Below are 17,325 nucleotides of genomic sequence, written 5' to 3'. Positions count from 1 at the left end.
CTTCGTGTGACCGTTGTCAGCGCCCCGGCAGCAGCGAGGCCATGAACTGCACCGTGGAGGCGAAGGCGTCGGCGGGACGGGCGTGTACGTCCTGCCGGCCGTTGGCGGTCATGACCGCGCCGTGGAGCGCGTACTGGTGCGGATTCTGGCTGAGCAGAGTCAGCCGGGAGCCGAACAACGCCACGACCTGGGCGATCCGGTCGATGCGGGACAGCCCGGTGAGGATGACCGGCATGTCGGCAGGCAGGTTCTCAGCGAGCCAGTACAGGCCCGGCAGGGCCCACGAGTCCCAGTTCGAGTTCTCCCGGACGGTCTGCACGTTCACGGCGATCGCCGGCGGCGGGGCATCCTCGATCCACTCGGTGTACCGCCTGAGGTCCTCCAACCTGAACCAGTAGATGTTCGGCACCGCGGCCACGCCCGCGTCGGCGAACTCCTGGGCGATCAGCAGGCACCTGCGCATGTTCAGCAGGTGCTCGGTACGCGGCCAGTTGCCGTAGATCGAGTAGTTCGGGCTCAGTACGAGGTCCCAGCCCTGGGAGGCGATCTCCTCGACCAGGCCGTCGCGCTTGCGATAGGTCCAGAACGCCTCGACGAGCGGGTCTTCTCCGTAGCCGACCAGGACGGCCTTCTGCCCTTTCCCCAGGGCGAGAGCGTCGCGGGCCTGCTTGCCGGCGAACCGCGGGTAGATGGAGTGGGTGTCCGGAGAGAAGACACGGCGCAGGCCGACACCGTAGGCCGGCCAGCGCAAGCTGGCGTCCAGCTGGGTGACGGCCGACCCGTCGGTCATCGGGATGAAGGCAGGTAGTTGGGGCATGACGCCGTCGATGGCGATGTCGTCGAAGGTGAGTGTGCCGCCGACGTCCCCCATCCAGGTGGCGATGTCGGTACGGCTCCCGCACCGGATCGGGCATCCTCCGCACGCGCCGCTGGAGGAGCCGGCCTCGGTGGCAGCGCATCCGCAGTACGAGCAGTCGGAGTTCGTCCCCGAGCACAGGGGTTCAACGGTCGCGGGGCCGCCGCGCCCGTCCGGGCCGGCCCAGAAGGCACAGCTGTTGCAGTCGCAGCCGCGGCCGGGCAGGGGAAGGCCGACACGGGGCAGGGGCAGGGAGATGGCGGTCATGCGGCGGTCTCACTCTCTTGGGTTCGGGTGGTGTCGGTGTTGAGGCGCTGCTCGAGTTCGCCGAGGGCCAGGCCGAGGGATCCGCGGTCGTACCGGCCGACCTGGCGGCCCGCGCGCAGCTCGGCGAGCAGGGCCCGCAGGCCGTCCAGCGCGGTGCGGACAAGTTGGGCGTCGATCTCCGGGGCAGCGGGGGGCTGGGTAGGTGTCTGGTCCCGGCCGTCACCCGGCGCGGAGGCGGCTGCAGTCTGCTGGCCCGCGGGTGGTCCGTCGCCCGGGCTGCTGTCCAGGACGGTCTCGTCCGTGAGCTCCTCGTCTGCTGCCTCCTCCGAGGTCTGACCCGGCTCGGGGACCCGGCTGAGCTTCGCCCGCCGGTTCGCGTTCGCGCGCTCCAGCCGTTCCTCGGCCGCGTCGATCACTTCCTCCGAGTCCAGCTCGGGGGTCGCCAGGCCGATGTCCACGGCACTGGGCAGCAGATGCAGCCGGCTGCTGCCCTTGAGGGCGGCCCAGATGTCCGACGCAGCCGCTTCCCGGCCGCGGCGCAGGGCGGCGAAGCGGATCCGGGTGTTGAGGCGGATCGCCTCCTCGTCCATCTCCTCGGTGAGATCGCGCGGCAGTTCGCGGAAGGCGCGCACCAGCTCGGTGGCCTTGCGTTCGGTCAGCTGTAGTCCGAGCCGGCCCAGGACCTCCGACCAGGGCGCCGCGCACGTCTGGTCCGTTCCACGGATCTTCTCCAGCGCCTTGAACCGCTCGACGGAGTCCGTGATCGCGTACACGTTGCCGGGCACGGGCTTGCCCGCCCGCAGCAGCTTGCCGACCAGAACGGCGCACCGCTGGTACATCAGCGCGGCGGCCTGCTCGCCCGGACGCAGCGGCTCGCGGGCGAAATTCTCGACGAACCTCCACATGTGCCGTTCTTCATCGGACAACGGGCCGGGGCAGATAACGGCGGCCAGGGCCGCGAAGTGCGGGTTGTCCGGCAGGTGTTGGGAGCCCCAGCGCATGGCGCGCAGCCGCCGCTCGCCGGTAACCAGGCGAATCGTCGGTGCGAGGCCGGCAACGGTGATCTCCTCCGCCAGCACGGGCTCCAGCATGCCGACAACCGACATAGAGGAGATCAGGTCGGACAGCTCCTCCGGCGCGGTGGCATCACCCGGCTTGCGGCCCTGGGGCTCGGTGAAGGGACTGCCCGGGCCACGCATCGGCAGCATCTCGAAGCGGCGCAGCCGCAGCTTGGTGCTCCGCTGCAAGATCTCGGCGAGCTGGATCATGTTGCCGCCGGGGGGCGGCGCTTCTTCCACCGTGGCGATGCTCATGAACTGGGTGTCCTTCGTGCGAGTGGGCGGGCGCGGCGCGGCGGGCCGCGCCCGTTCACTGAGCGGTCTTGAGATAGAGGTCGGTCAGGGGCGGCCGGTTTTCCGGTGTCCCCCTCAGCAAGGGCGTGAAGATCGGCTCGAACGGTCCGCGCTCCCGCAGCAGCTGGAGCGTCGTCACGCCGATCGACAGCCGCCCGGCCAGGCGGGCCAGCCGGGGATCCGCCCGGGTCAGGGTGTAGAGGTCCTCGGTTCGCGCGGCGAGCCGGGAACCCAGCGAGGGCGAAGGCTTCCCGTCGAGGACCACCAGGAGCCTGGGGAAGACGGGGTAGGTGTACTGCCATGCCGGGCGGGTGGAGGCTGCCGACCGGCGAGCCCGGTCGGGATGCTGGGGGACGTACTCGTGCAGGCGGCCGTACGCCGCCACCTTGGCTGCCAGTCTCGCGGTGGTCATCGTCGCGCGGTCGAGCTCGACGAATAGGGTCAGCATCGTCCGTTGCCCGCGCCGGACATGCACGTAGTTCACGACCGCGTCCGTGATGACATGGTCGTCCTCGAACCGGCGCTGCCCGTCACGGATGCGGTGGGCAACCTCCGGCATCCAGTCCAGCGGCCCGCACTCGTGTCCCAACCGGGCGGCGTGCCGGGCGAAGGCGAGCCCGGTCTCGTTGACCGCCAGGGTGTGCAACTGGCGGGCGCCGGCTACCGACTCAAGCGTGACCCGGTAAGGGCGCGGCTGAAGCTCGGCGCCCTGCTCCACCGACTCCGCGCCCTCATCGGTCAGGAACCACAGGTACGGCATCTTGTTGGGACGCCGCCTCCTGTCGGAAGCCACCTCCACGGATCGCGGCTGGTAGTTGGCCCAGATGCGTTCGACCAGCCCCGCGGCGTGGAGCAGGCGCAGCTGCCGGCGCAGGTACGTGGCATCCAGCGCCGCCGGGATCAGCAGCCTCTGCAACTGGTCGGTGGACATGACGCGGTGCTGGTAGAGAACGTGGAGCACGTCGGTGGCCAGGGCGTGGAAGCTGGTGCGCTGCACCGGTGCCAGTTCGGGGGTCTCGATCATGGTTGTCATCCGAGCCTCGAACCAGGCGTGGAACCGTCGTCGCCGGGGTCCTGATCCTCATCGGGTTCTTCCTCGTCGGCAGGACCGCTGACGACGCTGCCGGGGTCGTGGCTGACGCGGGCGCCGCCTGCCTGGGCGGGCGCGCTTCCGGCGTCGGCAGCATCCGGCGTGCTGCTGGGCGTGTTGTCGTCCTGCTCGTCGTCATCGTCCGGGGGCGGCACCGGAATGGAGGCCAGTGCGCGGGTGATGCGCTTGTCGAGCTTGCGAAGGTCGTCGAGGATCTCTCGCACCGGGCGCCGGTGGAGGTTCTTGTCGACCGACTTCGAGAGCTTCGGGAGGTCATCGGGCCGGTGGTAGTCCGCGTACAGCTCCTCCACGCTGGCGCCGCGCACGCGGAACGGGTCGGTACGGCCGTCCTTCAGCGTCACCGACATCACGTAGTTGTACGGCCGCAGCGCGGTGATCGTGTCCGGATCAACCTTCTTGCCCCACCGGCGGGTCACCAGCAGGGCTTCGTCGATGTCACTGGCCGTCGTGGACAACACGGAGAGGTTCTGCAGCAGGCCCTGGCGGGTCGTCGGCGTCAGACGCTGCGCCATCTGCGTCATCGCCAACAGCTTGACCCGGAACTTCCGCAGCTGCTCGGCGATGGCGGCCAGGGTCCCCTTCGACGCGCCGTCGACCGCGGTGAGCTCGTCGATGAAGCAGTAGAAGTCCTTACGGTCGGCCACCGGCATGTCCCGGCGGGAGAGGCCGGCCCGGAACAGGTCGTAGATCAACAAGCACGACACGATCCGGTCGGTGTCACCGGTGCCCGACGGGCAGATGAAGACCACCTTGCCCTCGTCCATCGCGGTGCGGATGTCGTAGGTGGACAGCGAGGAGCCCAAGAACGCCTTCACCGCGTTGCTGCTGTCGAGCCGCTCAATGATGTTGGTGACCACCGGTGTCGCTTCGGCCGGGTACTTCTTGTAGGTCTTCTCCCAGAAATCCCGCAGGTTCTTCGACAGGTACGGCACCACGCTGTCGCGCCAGACCTCGTCAGTCAGGATCGTGCGGATCTGAAAAATCGTCGGGGCCAGATCCGGCCGGCCCGCCTTCGACAGCAGCCACGACAGCTCGACCAGGCTCTCCACGGAGACGGTGAGGATGGTCTTGGCACGACCGGCCGAGTCGGACCAGTTCAGGGCGCTGGAAAAACCCGTGACAATGTACTGAACGATGTCGGGAATGTCGTCCTCGCGGCGGTTCACCATCGAGAGCGGATTCCACGAGGCGACCATCGCCCCGAGCTCCGGCGACGTGAGGTCGATCTCCCATATGCGCGGCGCGAGTTCGCGGTGCGCCAGGTACGGACGAGCGCGCTGCCAGCCGTCCCCGTGCGGGTCCAGGAAGAGCACGCCGTGCCCGTTGTGCGCGAGGGCGATCGCCTGGACCAAGCTCATCTCCGTTTTGCCGTAGCCCGCCTTGCCGAGGAACAGCGCGAAGAGCAGGTAGCGCAGAGGGACGCCGGCGAGCCGCTCCCCGCCACCGGGCTTGGACACCCAGCCCAGCGGCAGCAGATCGGGCTGGCCGGTCCAGGACGGCAGGCCCTGGTGCGGCGGGGGGACCACACCGCCGGAGCGGACGATGTTGGCGGCCGCGTTGTGCTTGGTCGGCGGCTTGAGCAGGCCGGCGATCTCCTCGCCGGTGACCCAGCCGTGCCGCCGCGGCGCGAACGTGCCAGTCTCGAAACGGTGGTCGAAGCCCTGGCGGTACAGCATGGAGTCGGCACGAAGCCGGGTCAGGCCCAGGTTGAGGCCCACCGGTCGCAGATGGTTGTCGCCGGCCCAGCCCTCCAGCGCGGCGAGGATCTGGTCGAGCAACAGCGCGGTCGGTGCGGGTCGGTGGAGCACGTGCGGATCAGCAGCTGCAGGTCGAAGACGGGATCGGCGCCCGGGGCGAACTTCCCCATGGCCGCCTTCATGTCGGTTCCGTTGAGCATCCGCTGCGGCCGGTGGGGGCGCTGCTGGGGACGCTGGGCGCCGCCGCCGCGCATCTCGGAGGCGATCTCCGCGCCGATCGAGGACAGCCGGTCGAGGCTGAATCCCGCTCCCATTCCACTCTGGCGGGGCATGCCGGGAATGGCCGGCATGTCGTGCGGGGCCCGTCGGGCGGCGGCCAGCAGCCGGTTGCGCTTGCGGGCGACCTTACTCGGAGCGATCGGGATGAGGTCCAGGACGACGTCGGCCCGCTCCTGGAGGGACTCGCGGACGTCCGCGACGGCCGCAGCGAGGGCTTCGAGCGGGTCCGGCTTGAGCGGGACGTCGCGCAGGGCCAGATGGTCCGGCAGCGCAAGCGCCAACTCGGCGCGCGCCACGAACAGGCGGCGCTCGCTGCTGGGCGGCGCCTCCTTGGACATGTTCACTGCCTGGGGGGACGACTCGGTCATGATCGTGGGCTCTTTCCTGAAGTGGTCAGGCCGTCGCAGCTGCGGGGCCGGCGTCGTTGCGGGGGGAAACTCCGAGACGGATCTCGGGACGGGAGGGCGTGCTCTCCTCGCCGTTGACCGCGCGCAGCTCGCACTGCGCGTAGCCCTGGTGCCGCAGCACCGTCGTCGCCCGGGCCGGCCCCTCAATCTGCAGGGTCAGCGGTCCGCCGACGGACATCAGGCGCACCCGCATCGCGGTGCCGCGGGCCGGCAGCGCCCAACGGGAGGTGCTGCGCTGCGCCGTGGCGATCTGCTTGGCGAACCGCAGGACGTCTTCGAGAGCCGGGTCGAAGCCGGTGGTGGGCAGGACTTCGAACGCCCGGCGGTCGCGCAGCGTCGAGCGGCTCATCAGGCGCTGCACCGTGCTGAGCACCAGGACGAGCAGGAGGGCCAGGCAAGCGGCCCACCACAGGTTGGCCAGCGCCCAGTCCTCGGTGTTCTGGGCGATTTCGGGGAGGTCGCCGGCGACGCCGATGAGACCGTCGATCACGTCGTTCGTTGTCATCGGACACCTCGCTTTCGGGTCTGCAGGCTGAGCTGGGAAGGGGGTCGGTCGGCATCGGGCATGGGCTGGCTCCAGCTGAAGACCGGGTCGGTTTCCCGGGATGCACATAGAGGTGCCGAAGAGGCCTCGGGTGTGACCGAGCGCGCCGACCAGTTCTTGCGGAGGGCGCGCTCGGTCCGGATCGGGAGGCGGGCCGGCCCCCGAGGCGCCGGCCCGCGTGGTGCTATCCGATGTGCCGCATCGCGACGATCGTGTTCATGGGCCCGGCGGAGCCGGTCCACTGCGACAGGGGCGTCAGGCGGACCGGCTTACCCGTGCGCGGCGCCTCGATCACCTGGCTGTTTCCGATGTACATGCCGACGTGGCCGGGCGCGGAGGCGCTGCCATCGGAGCCGGGCGTGAACACCAGGTCGCCCGGGGCCAGCTGGGAGACGTCCTTGACCGCGGTGCCCGACCGGACCTGGTCGGTGGTGACGCGGGGGAGGTTCACCCCGGCCGAGGCCCACGCGTACTGCATGAGGCTGGAGCAGTCGCAGCCTCGGTTGCGTGCGTGGTCGAAGGGCGGCTTGCAGTCGCCTCCGTACTGATACATGGTGTCGAGCGCGGTCTTGGCGGTGGCGATCGCCTGCGCGGCGCCTCCGGAGCCGGTCGGCAGTGGGACGCCTCCGCCGTCGTCGATGGCCGCCCACTTCGCTGCCAGGTCACGGATCTTCTTGACGTAGTCGCGGGTCTCGGGGATGGGCGGGATGCCGCCGGCCTTCTGCACCGCGTACGGGCCGGCGTTGTAGGCGGCGAGCATGTTGTCGGTCTTGTCGCCGCCCACGTTCGTCACCTGCTTGGCGAGGTAGCAGTCGTAGGCGATGGCCGCAGGGATGGCGTCTTGGGGGTTCCAGACGTCCTTGACGCCGTCACCGTTGCCGTCGACACCCTGGGTGGCCCACGTGCCGGGGATGAACTGGGCGATGCCGTCGGCGATCGGGGTGCCGTTCTTGTCCTTGGACTGCGCGTCCCGGTCGAAGCCGCTCTCGCTGAAGAGTTGGGCGGCGATGAGGGAGGGAGTGACCTCTGCGCATCCGTACTTGCCGATGTTGCTGAGGATCAGCGACCTCACCTCGGCGGGAACGGGAGCGCCCTCGGCGATTCCCCCACCGAAGCCGGCGTTCTCCATGCCGTCACTGGTGTTGTCGCTACCGATGGCCATGGCCACCGCGATGACGGCGGCAATGATGATGGTCAGCAGGAGGGCGCCCAGGCAGCCCAACGCCGACATGACCTGTTTCATCTGCGTCCCCTGCTCACGCGTTGGGCAGCGCGGTGACGAGCCAGGAGCCGGCCTGGTCGCGCTGGAGCTTGAGGGCGACCTGTTCGTCGGTGGCACTTGGCCGGCCGATGGCAGGGGTGACGGTCAGCCGGTACCGCACGCGGATCCACGCGGTGTCGGCTGTCGGCGCGGGAGCTCCGTCGGGCACGGCGAGGCGGGTGATCTCCGCAGTGACACGGGCCTTGGCCTCGGTCCACGCCTTCCACTGACGAGCTGTTCCGGCGGACGAGGTCGACAGCTGCTCGGCCAGGTCGTGGCTGGTGTACACGGTGGCGCGGCGGGCGGCGTCGTCGTACGAGTGGTCCTTGCCGGGCCGGGCGTCGTGGCCGGTCCAGGCAAGGACGAACCTGCGGGACGCGTCGTCGATGACGTCCGGCACCGGCGTCGTGCTTGCCGTGGCTGTTGCCGCACCGCTCACGCTCGCCGAAGGGGTGGGAGCGCCTTTTCCGCTCGGGGCAGGTGTCGTGACGGTCCGCGTCGGCGCGTTGGTGGAGGGAGCCGGGTTTACCGGCGCGGGGGCGGCGGCGCTCCCGCCGTTGGAGGTTCCGTGGGCGAGGAGCGTGATGCCGATGCAGGCCAGGAGCGCTGAGGCGGCGAGCAGAGCCACGGTGCCCGCGGTGCGGGGACGTCGCTGGCGGTCGTTGTGCGGCAAGGGGGCACCCCCGTCAGGTGGGTCGAGGTGAGCGCGCGGGCAGCGCGCGAAGAGGAAGGAGAGAAGGGCGGGACCGGTTGAGGGCCGCAGGGCGGTGGGCGGCCCTCAACCGCGGGGATCAGGGCTTCGGGCGGGGCGGTCCCGCGGGCCGGGTGGCCCGCCGGATGTGCCGGGGCCCTGCACTCGGGCTCGGCGTCGCGGGCGAACCGCTGTTCCCGGGTGCGGCCGGCACCGCAGCCGGACCGCCGCCGGTCGCCTTGGTGACCGTCACCGTCGGCGTGACCTTCGCCGGCGCTTTCGCCGGCGCCTTCGGCGCGGCCTTGGGAGAAGGTGCGGCCTTTGGTGGGGTCGAGCCCGGGCGCGGGGCAGTGCCGGGGACCCGAGGCGCGGTAGCCGCCGCCCGGGGACCGGTCGGCGCGGTCGGCTTCGGCGGCGCGGTCGGCTGCGCCAGGCCGAGCTGGATGTTCGCGCCGTGCCGGCCGACGAACTTGCCCGCGGTGGCGACGTTGCGCTTGTACTCGGAGCTGAAGGCCTTGGCCCCGTCGACCTTCTTGTCGACGCGGGCGGTGGTTCGGTCTTTGACCGCGGTGAGCTGGCCCTTGACCTGCTCCGCCCGGGACATGGCCGAGGCTGCGCCGCGCTTGGTCGCAGCGACGCCACGGGGGATGCCGACCGGCGCGCCGACCGTGGCCAGCGCGGTGAACTTCGTGGCCTTCCACCCGTACTTGCCCGCAGCGGCGGCTACCTTGCCGGTGGCCATGGTGGCCCGGCCGCCGCGTGACTGGCTCATCTTGTTGGTCGCGGCCGTGGCCAGGCGCTTCTTGAGGGTCTGCTTGGCCACGTTCTGCGCCGCGACCTTGGCCGCCGTTGCCGTGCCGCCGGTACCGACAGCGGCGGCAACGTTCGTCGCCAGCTTCGCGGCGGCCCGGACCCGCCCGCCCTTCTTGCCGCCCTTCGGCGGTCCGGACCACAACTGTCGTGCGGTGCGGCCGGCCTTGCCCAGAGGCTGGGAGATCTTCCGCGCTTCCCCGCGAGCCTCACCCCAGACCTGCTTCAGGCCGGGGGCGGTCTCGGCGTACCGGCCTGGGGTGTTGAAGACGCTCTGGCGGGAGCCGCCGACCCGGGCGTTGGCCAGACGGCGATTCAAGTTGACGGAGATCTGGCGGGCGGTCTCCTTGATCTTCTTGTGGCCGGCAAGCCCGGCGATCGCTGTGATGTCGATCGCGATGAACTTCACCGCCAGGATGCTCCCCGTCTCGGCCCGGACCAGCGCGATGATGATCAGAATGAAGATCGCTAGGAAGAGGATCGACAGGACGACTGCTAGGACGGCCTTGGTGATCGCCGCGACCCACCGCCACAGGACGGAGCGGCCGCCACCTGGCAGGATGCCGGCGCACAGCGCCCAGTGCCCGCGGATGCCCTCGAACGCGATCCAGCCCTGCGCGGTCAGGAAGCCGCCGGTGACCAGGACGATCAGGACCGAGACGATGATCGCGGCCAGGGCGACGAACGCCGCGCTGAACGCCAGGTCGGCGGATGCCTTCTTGGCGTGCGGTTCGGTGTTCTTGCCCTTGCACGCCGCGGTGAAGGTCTCGCCGGCCGTCGAGAGCTGGTCGGCGTAGCTCTGCCCTTCGGGATTGACGCGGGTGGCCTCCCAGAAGTTCAGGCCCTTCTGGCTCCAGTTGTATTGAACGAGCTTGGCCTTGGCGAAGGCTTCGCCGCACTTTCCGTCGAAGACCTGCCCGTACAGCATCAGCTGGGTGGGCTTGACGATGAAGGCGTCGACCAACGCGTCGGTGATGGGCTTGCTGACGTTCTCGGTCTGGGCCTGGGTGTGGCTCGGGTCGTCGGACAGCACCAGGCTGGAGATCTGCAGGGACAGGTCTTTGGCCTTGCCGAGCAGGCCGTCCTGGGACAGCAGCATCGTCGAGCCGCCCGGGCTGGGCTGGCCCTGGGTGCCGAGCAGTACCTGGGCCGGGGAGAGCAGCACCGTGGTTGCGATCGCCGCGACGACCAGTGAGACGCCGGCCTCGGCGAAGCCGCGTGAGCGCTGCTTGAACATGATGTGCCAGCCCGCGTAGACCCCCGCGAACAGCAGGAACAGTCCGGGCAGGCCCAGCCTGTTGATCACCTGGTCGCGGATCGTCGTGGCGATGTGGTCGACCGGCCCGACCAGGATTTTGGCAAGCCCGAAGTCCAGCGCCCACCGGATCAACCAGCACGCGAACCCGATGAACCACTTGGCCACGCCGAAGAACAGCTGCGCCAGGATGTTCCAGATTTTCAAGTCGATGTCGGTCCATCCGCCGCTGTCCGCGCTGACGGTGTAGGCGCTGATCGGGACGCCGTACTGGTCCTTGACGTTGAAGGGCTGCAACAGGCCGTCCGTGCCGTCGGTCGGCGTCTTGCTCAGGTCGTCGACCGGCTTGCCCTCCGGGTCCGGCGGTGCGGGTATCAGCCCCGGCTTGGGCTCCGCCGGCTTCGGCTTGTCGTCGGGCTTCGGCGATGGAGTCGGCTTCGTCGTGGGGGTCGAGCCGGGGGCGGTGGGGGCGGGACCGGGCGACGGAGTCGGCACCGGGTCCGCCCAGGCCAGCGCCGCGAACAGCGCGAGGAATATCGCGAACGGAACGGCGATCAGCCAGATGCGCCGGCTGCTGACCTTCGGGCGGCGCGAGGAGGCGCGGCGGGCACTCATACCGTGCTCTTCTCGAGCATCGGGACCGTGTCCATCAGCTCGTCGGTCTCGACGTCCTTGCCGCCCGGGTGGTGTGGATGGCGTCGGCCGCGCGCTCGTCCGCGGGGATGAGCACCTTCATGCCGCCGATCCGCTTGCGCAGGTCGCGGTACAGGCACTCGCCGGCGCGCAGCAGGCGTTCGTTGTCGGAGACGTTGATCGGGGAGAGGTTCTCGGTGATGACCTTGAGCATCTGGGGGTCGGCCGGGTCCAGGTCGAGGAACTCAAGGCACCGGCCTGCCAGGGCCTTTCCGCGGTGCCGGAACACAAAGACGTGCGAGAGCAGGGCACGGATCTTGTCGCCGATCTCGCTCTTCGGCCCGATGTCGTAAGGGTCATGAGAGCCGGCGAACGCCCCGGCAAAGTGCTTGCGGCCGTCCGCGATGAGCTCCAGGAGGAGGTTGGAGCCCTCCGCGGAACTGGTGAGCCACCAGCACTCGTCCAGGAACACTCCGCAGAATTCGCTCGGGTTGGAGAAGGCCACCTCACGGCAGAGCGCGGTGATCAGGTACATCAGGCGCCAGCCGAATTTCTTCTCGATCTCCAGGCTGCTCAGGCGGTGTTCGGCCAGCTCCTCCTTGGTCGGCAGACCGATCCGGTCCACCGCGAACACAATCGAATCGGCATCGGTGATCTGCACGACCGGAAGCGTCGGGTCGAAGATGACCCGCCCCAGGTCCTTCTTGGCCAGCGCGCGCAGGGTGCGCACCAGCTCGGAGGCGGAGGCGCGCACCGCGGCGTCGTTGGGCTCGTCCGGGTCGGGCGTCTTGGCACGTCGGTTGAGCGTCTCGATCAGGGCGTTCATGCTCGGGTTCGGTGCGAGCCGGGTGGCTTCGATGGCCTCGGACAGCGTGACGCCCTCGACGCTCATCGAGCCGATGTCCAGTAGCGGGGTCAGGAAGCTTTCGCAGTACCTCGCGGCCCGCGGGCCGCGGAAGACCCGCAGGGGGTCCAGCGAGATGCCGGCCGTCTCGTCGACCCGGATGATCTGGGTGGCTCCCGGGCACGCTTCGGCGAAGCGGCTCCACTCCTGCTGCGGGGTACGGTCGATGACCAGCGCCCGACCCCGGCTGCCCATGGTGCCCTCGCGGTGGCCGGTGGCCAGGATCGAGTGCATCGCCGACTTCATCGCCACGCTCTTGCCGGACCCGAGCTCGCCGACGAACGCTGCAGATGCGGACGCATTGACACGCGGGCCGTGGCTGAAGTCCACCAGTACCGGCCGCACGCCGCCGCCGTTGAGCTGCAGCCCGTACAGGCTTCCGGTGTCGTCGCCCAGGGCCGCGCCGCAGAACGGCAAGGCCATCGCGAAATCACGGGCGAGGAGGAACTGGGTGTAGTCCATGACGGGCTTGGGGGTCGAGGTCCCCGGGAGCATGGCGTGGAACAGCGCGGCCTGGTCTCCGACGGGCCGCACCAACGTGTAGTCGTTGCCACCGAAGTGACCCGCCAGACTCGCGGCCTTCTCGTTGGCCTCGTCCGCGTCACTGCCCCACACGCAGGTCATGACCGTCGCCCGTATCTCCACCTCGGTCGACGAGGCGGTCAGACGGTCGCGGTACTCGTCCAACGCGAAGGACGCCTTGTCCAAAGACGCAGGGACGCCGGCGGTCTCGCCCTCGTACTCGCCGCGCTGATGCGCGAGCTCCCGCTGCTGCCGGCGCGAGCGCGGCTCGGCCTTGGACCCCGCCTCGATGTGCAGCCGGACCGCCCAGTCGACAGGGAAACCGAAGTCATCGAGAGCACTCAGGTACTCGCTGCCCGGGAAGATGAAGCTCTCCGGCATCTCGGACAGCACGCAGAACGCCTGGTAGCTGTCGCCGTGCTCGCTGGTCGCCTTCAGGTAGCGGCGCCGGAAGGGGTTGGTGGGCGCCTTGGACGTCCGGTCACCGCGGCCGCCCTCATCCAAGATGACCTGGGTGTGCGCGGTGACGGTGTGCCCGCGGCCGCGCAGGGAGCGCGGTGCGCCCTCCTCGGGAAGCAGCGGTTCGCTGACCCCGCGCCGGGCGCTGTGCCCGTAGATCCACAGGATCTCGGCCTCGGTGGCCGGCCGCAGCTTGATCCCGGTGGGCCAGGACGCCGTGAGCCGTCGGCCTGGCCGAACCGGGACTCCTCCTCGGCGACGCTCACCGGCGGTACCGGCATACCGAGCGTGGACAGCAGTTCCCCCTGGGCGGAGGAGAGCACCGCCTTGGCCGACTGCTTGAAGTCGACGTTCGGCAGCGGCACCGCGATGAAGTCCACCCGCCCGCTCAGCTCCCAGTCCTCGAGCTGGTCGAGGACCTTCAAGGACAGGTCGATGTACTCCGGGGACTTGTCGAGGTCCACCCCCGACGTCATCCGCGTGACCACGGATGCCGCGTCGACCTGCGGGCACAGCGACAGCAGCAGGACCTCGCCGCGCAGGGACTTGAAGAGGGCCTCGAGCGCGTCGAGCCGCTCACGCTTGGTGGCCCGACTGGCGTGGGTGTAGTTCTCGCTGTCCACCTTCCATACGCCCCACACGGCAGCGTGCTTGGTCCAGAGAAGGTGGCCGCTGATGTGCCGGATGGGAAGACGCATGACGATCCTTACGCGGTAGATGGTGCAGTTCGAAGGGGTGCTCAGCGCTCGTCGAGCGAGGCGAGCAGGGCCTGCAGGCCGGACCTGGCCGCCGGCCGGGGCCGGGCCCCGGCCGCGGGGACGACCGCGGCCGGAGCGGGCTGGGGGAGGGGAGCCGGTCGGACGGGGCGCCGTACGGGTGTCGCCGGCGCGGCCGAGCGGACCGGAATCGCGACCGTGGCGGGCTTCGCCGGCAGCGCGGTCCGCACGTGGACGGTGCAGGTGGTGCCGGCCAGCCGGGGCCGGCTGTGGTGCTGGGGCCGGCCCGAAAGCCGGCCGTCAGCCGGGGTGGAGGCGTAGACCAGGAGGCTGCGCAGTGCCCGGGCGGGGTCGCGGCCGTCCATGCGGGCGTAGCGCAGAACCCATGCCAGACCCCACGGCAACGCGATCATGACCAGGGCGTCCATGACGCCGAAGTGCGCCCACAGCTGCCGGGTGATGACCAGGAGCAGGAACGTGGCGACCATCGTCACGATCTGGGTGATCGTGTACGGGCCGCCGGGCAGACGCCCGGCGCCGGGCAGTTTCCCGATCACCAGCGGGTGCTTGCGCGCCCGGGTGTAGGAATGCCCGATCAGCTGCTCCTCGTCGGCGCTCACAGCACGTGCCCGCCGTCAACGGCCGCCGGCACCTCGCGGGGTGCGACCTGAACGTGCTTCGGCTGGGGTGCGCTGTTGACCTCGGAGCCGACCTTGGTCTGCAGGGACGGCATGTTGGCTATGCCCCACAGCACCAGCGCGCCCAGGAGGAAGGCGACGACGGTGGCCACCCAGGACTTGGTCTTCCAGTAGGCGCCGAAGATCGCGACGATGACGCCGACGCCGGCGACGAGCTTGACGAGGGTGCCGACCTGGTTCGTCTTGGTCGTGGCCCAGGTGAGGATGTCGCCCGCCAGCAGGACGGTGTTCGGATCGGTGGTGGTGTGCATGGTTCTTCTCTCTCGTTCTCGTGGGATCAGGAGGCCGACGGCGACGGCGAGGACGACGGGGCGTCGGTGCTGTCCGTGCTGTCGGAGTCAGGGGAGGGAGCGACCAGCGACGGACTGCTCCCGCTCTGGAGCACCGGGGCGGCGCCGAGGGAGGCGACCTCCCAGCGGCCGCCGCGCGAGCGCAGCGTCAGCGCGTAGGTGAGGGGATAGGTCGCGCCGGAGCTGTCCTTGGCGTTGACCGTGGCCAGCGCCTGGCGAACGGCTCCGTCGCTGGGAACCGTCGTGCTGCTGGCGTTGGCCGAGTCGTCGGCGACATCGGTGATTTCGATGCCGGAGTACGGCGCGGGGTGACGGGCTGCAGGGAGACGCCGGGGGAGGTGTAGCGGTCCAGCCCGCCCTTGCCGGCGAGGTAGGCACTGAGGAATCCGGTGATGGTCTGGGTGGCCGGGTCGGCTGGATTGCTTCCTCGGTTGGTGCCGTAGCCCAGGGCGCTGGCGGTCAGCGACGCCGGCGCGGCGACCTGGGCCGGCAGCGACGTCGCCGTGTAGCCGAGCGTCGCCTCGTCACTTCGCTTGTTTCCGCCCGCGGACGCGGGGCCCAGGACCTGCACGGGGACCTGGTAGTACTGCAGGCCGGCATCGACGTAGGAGCCCTTGGCGGTCTTCTGCGCCACCCGGGCGGCCACGGTCACCGTCCAGTAGCCGGCCTGGACCTCGTGGCTGCTCACCGCGACGGTTCGCGTGGCGCTGCGCGTTCCGGGGGTGTTGGTCAAGGTGACCGACCCGGAGAAGTACGGGCTCAGCACACTCTCGGAACCCTGGCCCGCCTCCAGGTAGGCAGCCACGTACAGCTGCGCGAATCCGCTGGGGCCGGTGTCGGACGCCGCCTGCACGATGGGAGCCGTGACGGGCGCGCCTTGTGCCGGTCCGGAGGAACCGAGGAACGCGGCGATGCCCAGCAGCGGGCCCGAGGCGATCAGCACCCAGGCGCCGATCCGTGCCAGCCGGGCAGCCCCGGACAGCCCGGCGACGCTGGTCTGCCAACCGGTCTCTTCGTCGTCCGCCGCCAGCTCCTGCTCCGGCTCGGTCTCCGGGACGTCGTCCCAGGTCTCGTCGGCCGTCGTGCGACGGCGCCGGAGCTTCACGACGCCTTCCGCTCGGCGTGAGCGGTGATGACGGCGCGGATCCGCTCGCGCAGTTCTTCGGGGGTGCGCTGCAGCATTGCCTCCCAGGACAGAAGGGCGGCCTCGGAGTCGTGATCCATGTACGTGCGCAGCGCCTGGTGGACCCGCCGGTCGAGCGGATCGCGGACCAGGGCGGTCCCCAGCTGGGTCAGCTGGCGTCGCGCCCGGGCAACACGGGTTTCGTCGTCGTCGAGGAGCGGCCCGGTGGGGCCGTGGGGGCCGGCGAAGGAAGTGGACACAGTGGTACTCCCGGTCTCGGTGCGGGGGATGGGGTGGAAGAGGTCCTGAGCGGGGATCGCCAATAGAGGTGTCGATCGGACCCGCGGTGTGACGGCGCCGATCGGAAAGATCAGGCGGCTGCCGCGAGGTAGGCGCCGAGGTCGGCATGACGCAGGGGCCGCACGGCGCGGCTGGCGCGCTGCCTGAGGCGAGCGCCGTCGGCTCCCATGGCGCGTGTGGTGCGGATCGGCTGGTCAGGGTCGAGGGACGAGCTGAGGTAGTACTGGGTGATCTGCCGGGCTTCGGAGACCTTCAGCGCCTTGATCTCGACCGCCCAGATGATCAGCGCGATCAGGTCGGTGCGGGATTCGCCCTCCGACAGCTCCGGCTCGTCGTGGCTCACCAGCTCGAGTTCCGCAGCCCGGGCCAGGAGGTCGGCGAGCTCGACCTGGAGGTAGGGGTCGGGAGTCTCGGTCTGGAGCAGCGCCACCTGCGGGTCGCCGGCGAGCGGCTCCAGCGACCGGGCGATCTTGCGGAGCTCACGCCGGTCGTCGTAGTCGTCCGCCAGCGTCTTCTGGGCCAGCATCAGCGTGTCCATGGAGAGGTTCACAAAGATCCGACGGGGCCGGCGGTCGAGCGGGTAGGTGCGCACGACCTCGAACAGGGCGCTGAGCACGGTGGAGAACACGACGTCCCACTCGACGCCGTCCCGCATCTGAGACTTCGCCAGCAAGATCGCCTTGGGCATGAGGATCCGCACGGCGATCCGCCAGGCCAGCTGGCCGTCGAAGTCGTCCCCGGACGCCCGGCGCAGCAGCGCGGTCAGAGCGAGGTCGTGCCCCGCCCAGTCACCGCGGCGAAACAGCGAGGCCAGTCGGCTCACGACGTCCTGGGGGGTGCGAACGTCGGCGAACTCGATGTCTTCCTGCGCCCAGCGGACGATGTGTCGGGCAGCGCGCGGGTCGCGGCCCAGCACCTGCCAGTCGTCGTTCATGCGCTGGAGGGCGCCGTACCCGGACCCGGAGGAACCGGTGGCAGAGGCGGTGCGGGTCTTGGTGGCCACGTCCGTGTCCGTCCTTTCGCGTCATCTGGCTGATGTCGCTCACGCTCTTCGCACCCCCCTTGTCCGCGGTCTGTTCGCCTTCGCCGCGTGGTGCGGTCCAGGGGATTCGCGGGGAAGGTGCGGTGCGGTGCGGCCGGACAAGGGGGT

Annotated in this window: 17 protein-coding genes; 1 reads left to right on the top strand and 16 read right to left on the bottom strand. The window is 70.1% G+C overall.

Annotation, left to right across the window (positions count from 1 at the left end; all coding sequences use genetic code 11):
• Positions 1-16 precede the first annotated feature (16 nt).
• The 13 genes from LNW73_RS34680 to LNW73_RS34620 form a co-directional block, all read right to left on the bottom strand.
• Positions 17-1,123: a DUF4417 domain-containing protein gene (locus LNW73_RS34680; protein WP_250993157.1), complete on the bottom strand. Its 1,107-nt coding sequence runs from the start codon at positions 1,121-1,123 to the stop codon at positions 17-19.
• Complete coding sequence (locus LNW73_RS34675; protein WP_250993156.1) at positions 1,120-2,436, bottom strand: ParB N-terminal domain-containing protein; 1,317 nt, start codon at positions 2,434-2,436, stop codon at positions 1,120-1,122. Before LNW73_RS34675 ends, LNW73_RS34680 begins: the two co-directional genes overlap by 4 nt.
• Positions 2,437-2,491: 55 nt before the next feature.
• Entirely contained in the window at positions 2,492-3,499 is a 1,008-nt protein-coding gene (locus tag LNW73_RS34670) for a replication-relaxation family protein (protein ID WP_250993155.1), read from the bottom strand.
• Between the two features lie 5 nt (positions 3,500-3,504).
• Positions 3,505-5,394: a type IV secretory system conjugative DNA transfer family protein gene (locus tag LNW73_RS34665; RefSeq protein WP_250993154.1), complete on the bottom strand. Its 1,890-nt coding sequence runs from the start codon at positions 5,392-5,394 to the stop codon at positions 3,505-3,507.
• On the bottom strand, positions 5,283-5,930 hold the full coding sequence (locus LNW73_RS34660) for a hypothetical protein (protein ID WP_250993153.1): 648 nt from the start codon (positions 5,928-5,930) through the stop codon (positions 5,283-5,285). The genes LNW73_RS34665 and LNW73_RS34660 overlap by 112 nt, the downstream gene beginning before the upstream one ends.
• Before the next feature lie 25 nt (positions 5,931-5,955).
• Positions 5,956-6,474 (bottom strand): hypothetical protein, encoded by a 519-nt coding sequence (locus LNW73_RS34655; RefSeq protein ID WP_250993152.1) that lies wholly within the window; start codon positions 6,472-6,474, stop codon positions 5,956-5,958.
• A gap of 223 nt (positions 6,475-6,697) precedes the next feature.
• Positions 6,698-7,756, bottom strand: coding sequence for a bifunctional lytic transglycosylase/C40 family peptidase (locus tag LNW73_RS34650; RefSeq protein ID WP_250993151.1), 1,059 nt, complete (start codon positions 7,754-7,756; stop codon positions 6,698-6,700).
• A gap of 13 nt (positions 7,757-7,769) precedes the next feature.
• Positions 7,770-8,447 (bottom strand): hypothetical protein, encoded by a 678-nt coding sequence (locus tag LNW73_RS34645; RefSeq protein ID WP_250993150.1) that lies wholly within the window; start codon positions 8,445-8,447, stop codon positions 7,770-7,772.
• Positions 8,448-8,565: 118 nt separating this feature from the next.
• Positions 8,566-11,145, bottom strand: a complete 2,580-nt coding sequence (locus LNW73_RS34640) for a hypothetical protein (protein ID WP_285393894.1) — start codon at positions 11,143-11,145, stop codon at positions 8,566-8,568.
• Between the two features lie 34 nt (positions 11,146-11,179).
• The gene (locus LNW73_RS34635; protein ID WP_250993149.1) at positions 11,180-13,093 is read right to left on the bottom strand and encodes an ATP-binding protein; all 1,914 of its coding nucleotides are present in this window, start codon (positions 13,091-13,093) and stop codon (positions 11,180-11,182) included.
• On the bottom strand, positions 13,024-13,746 hold the full coding sequence (locus LNW73_RS34630; RefSeq protein ID WP_250993148.1) for a hypothetical protein: 723 nt from the start codon (positions 13,744-13,746) through the stop codon (positions 13,024-13,026). The genes LNW73_RS34635 and LNW73_RS34630 overlap by 70 nt, the downstream gene beginning before the upstream one ends.
• Before the next feature lie 41 nt (positions 13,747-13,787).
• The gene (locus tag LNW73_RS34625; RefSeq protein WP_250993147.1) at positions 13,788-14,384 is read right to left on the bottom strand and encodes a conjugal transfer protein; all 597 of its coding nucleotides are present in this window, start codon (positions 14,382-14,384) and stop codon (positions 13,788-13,790) included.
• On the bottom strand, positions 14,381-14,713 hold the full coding sequence (locus tag LNW73_RS34620; RefSeq protein WP_250993146.1) for a hypothetical protein: 333 nt from the start codon (positions 14,711-14,713) through the stop codon (positions 14,381-14,383). The genes LNW73_RS34625 and LNW73_RS34620 overlap by 4 nt, the downstream gene beginning before the upstream one ends.
• Here LNW73_RS34620 and LNW73_RS34615 point away from each other — a divergent pair.
• Positions 14,708-14,911, top strand: a complete 204-nt coding sequence (locus tag LNW73_RS34615; RefSeq protein WP_250993145.1) for a hypothetical protein — start codon at positions 14,708-14,710, stop codon at positions 14,909-14,911. The genes LNW73_RS34620 and LNW73_RS34615 overlap by 6 nt on opposite strands.
• Here the strand turns inward: LNW73_RS34615 and LNW73_RS34610 are convergent.
• From LNW73_RS34610 to LNW73_RS34600, 3 genes are all read right to left on the bottom strand, one after another.
• Positions 14,901-15,857 (bottom strand): conjugal transfer protein, encoded by a 957-nt coding sequence (locus LNW73_RS34610; RefSeq protein ID WP_250993144.1) that lies wholly within the window; start codon positions 15,855-15,857, stop codon positions 14,901-14,903. The two genes, LNW73_RS34615 and LNW73_RS34610, sit on opposite strands and share 11 nt — an antisense overlap.
• Positions 15,854-16,135 carry a hypothetical protein gene (locus LNW73_RS36545; RefSeq protein ID WP_250993143.1) on the bottom strand — a complete coding sequence of 94 codons (282 nt, stop codon included), beginning with the start codon at positions 16,133-16,135 and terminating at the stop codon, positions 15,854-15,856. The genes LNW73_RS34610 and LNW73_RS36545 overlap by 4 nt, the downstream gene beginning before the upstream one ends.
• Before the next feature lie 110 nt (positions 16,136-16,245).
• Complete coding sequence (locus LNW73_RS34600) at positions 16,246-17,178, bottom strand: hypothetical protein (protein WP_250993142.1); 933 nt, start codon at positions 17,176-17,178, stop codon at positions 16,246-16,248.
• Positions 17,179-17,325 lie beyond the last annotated feature (147 nt).

This window comes from Streptomyces sp. RKAG337, assembly GCF_023701715.1.
GTDB lineage: Bacteria > Actinomycetota > Actinomycetes > Streptomycetales > Streptomycetaceae > Actinacidiphila.
Note: the sequence above shows the minus strand (reverse complement) of the source record. Positions and strands in the feature narration are given on the sequence as shown.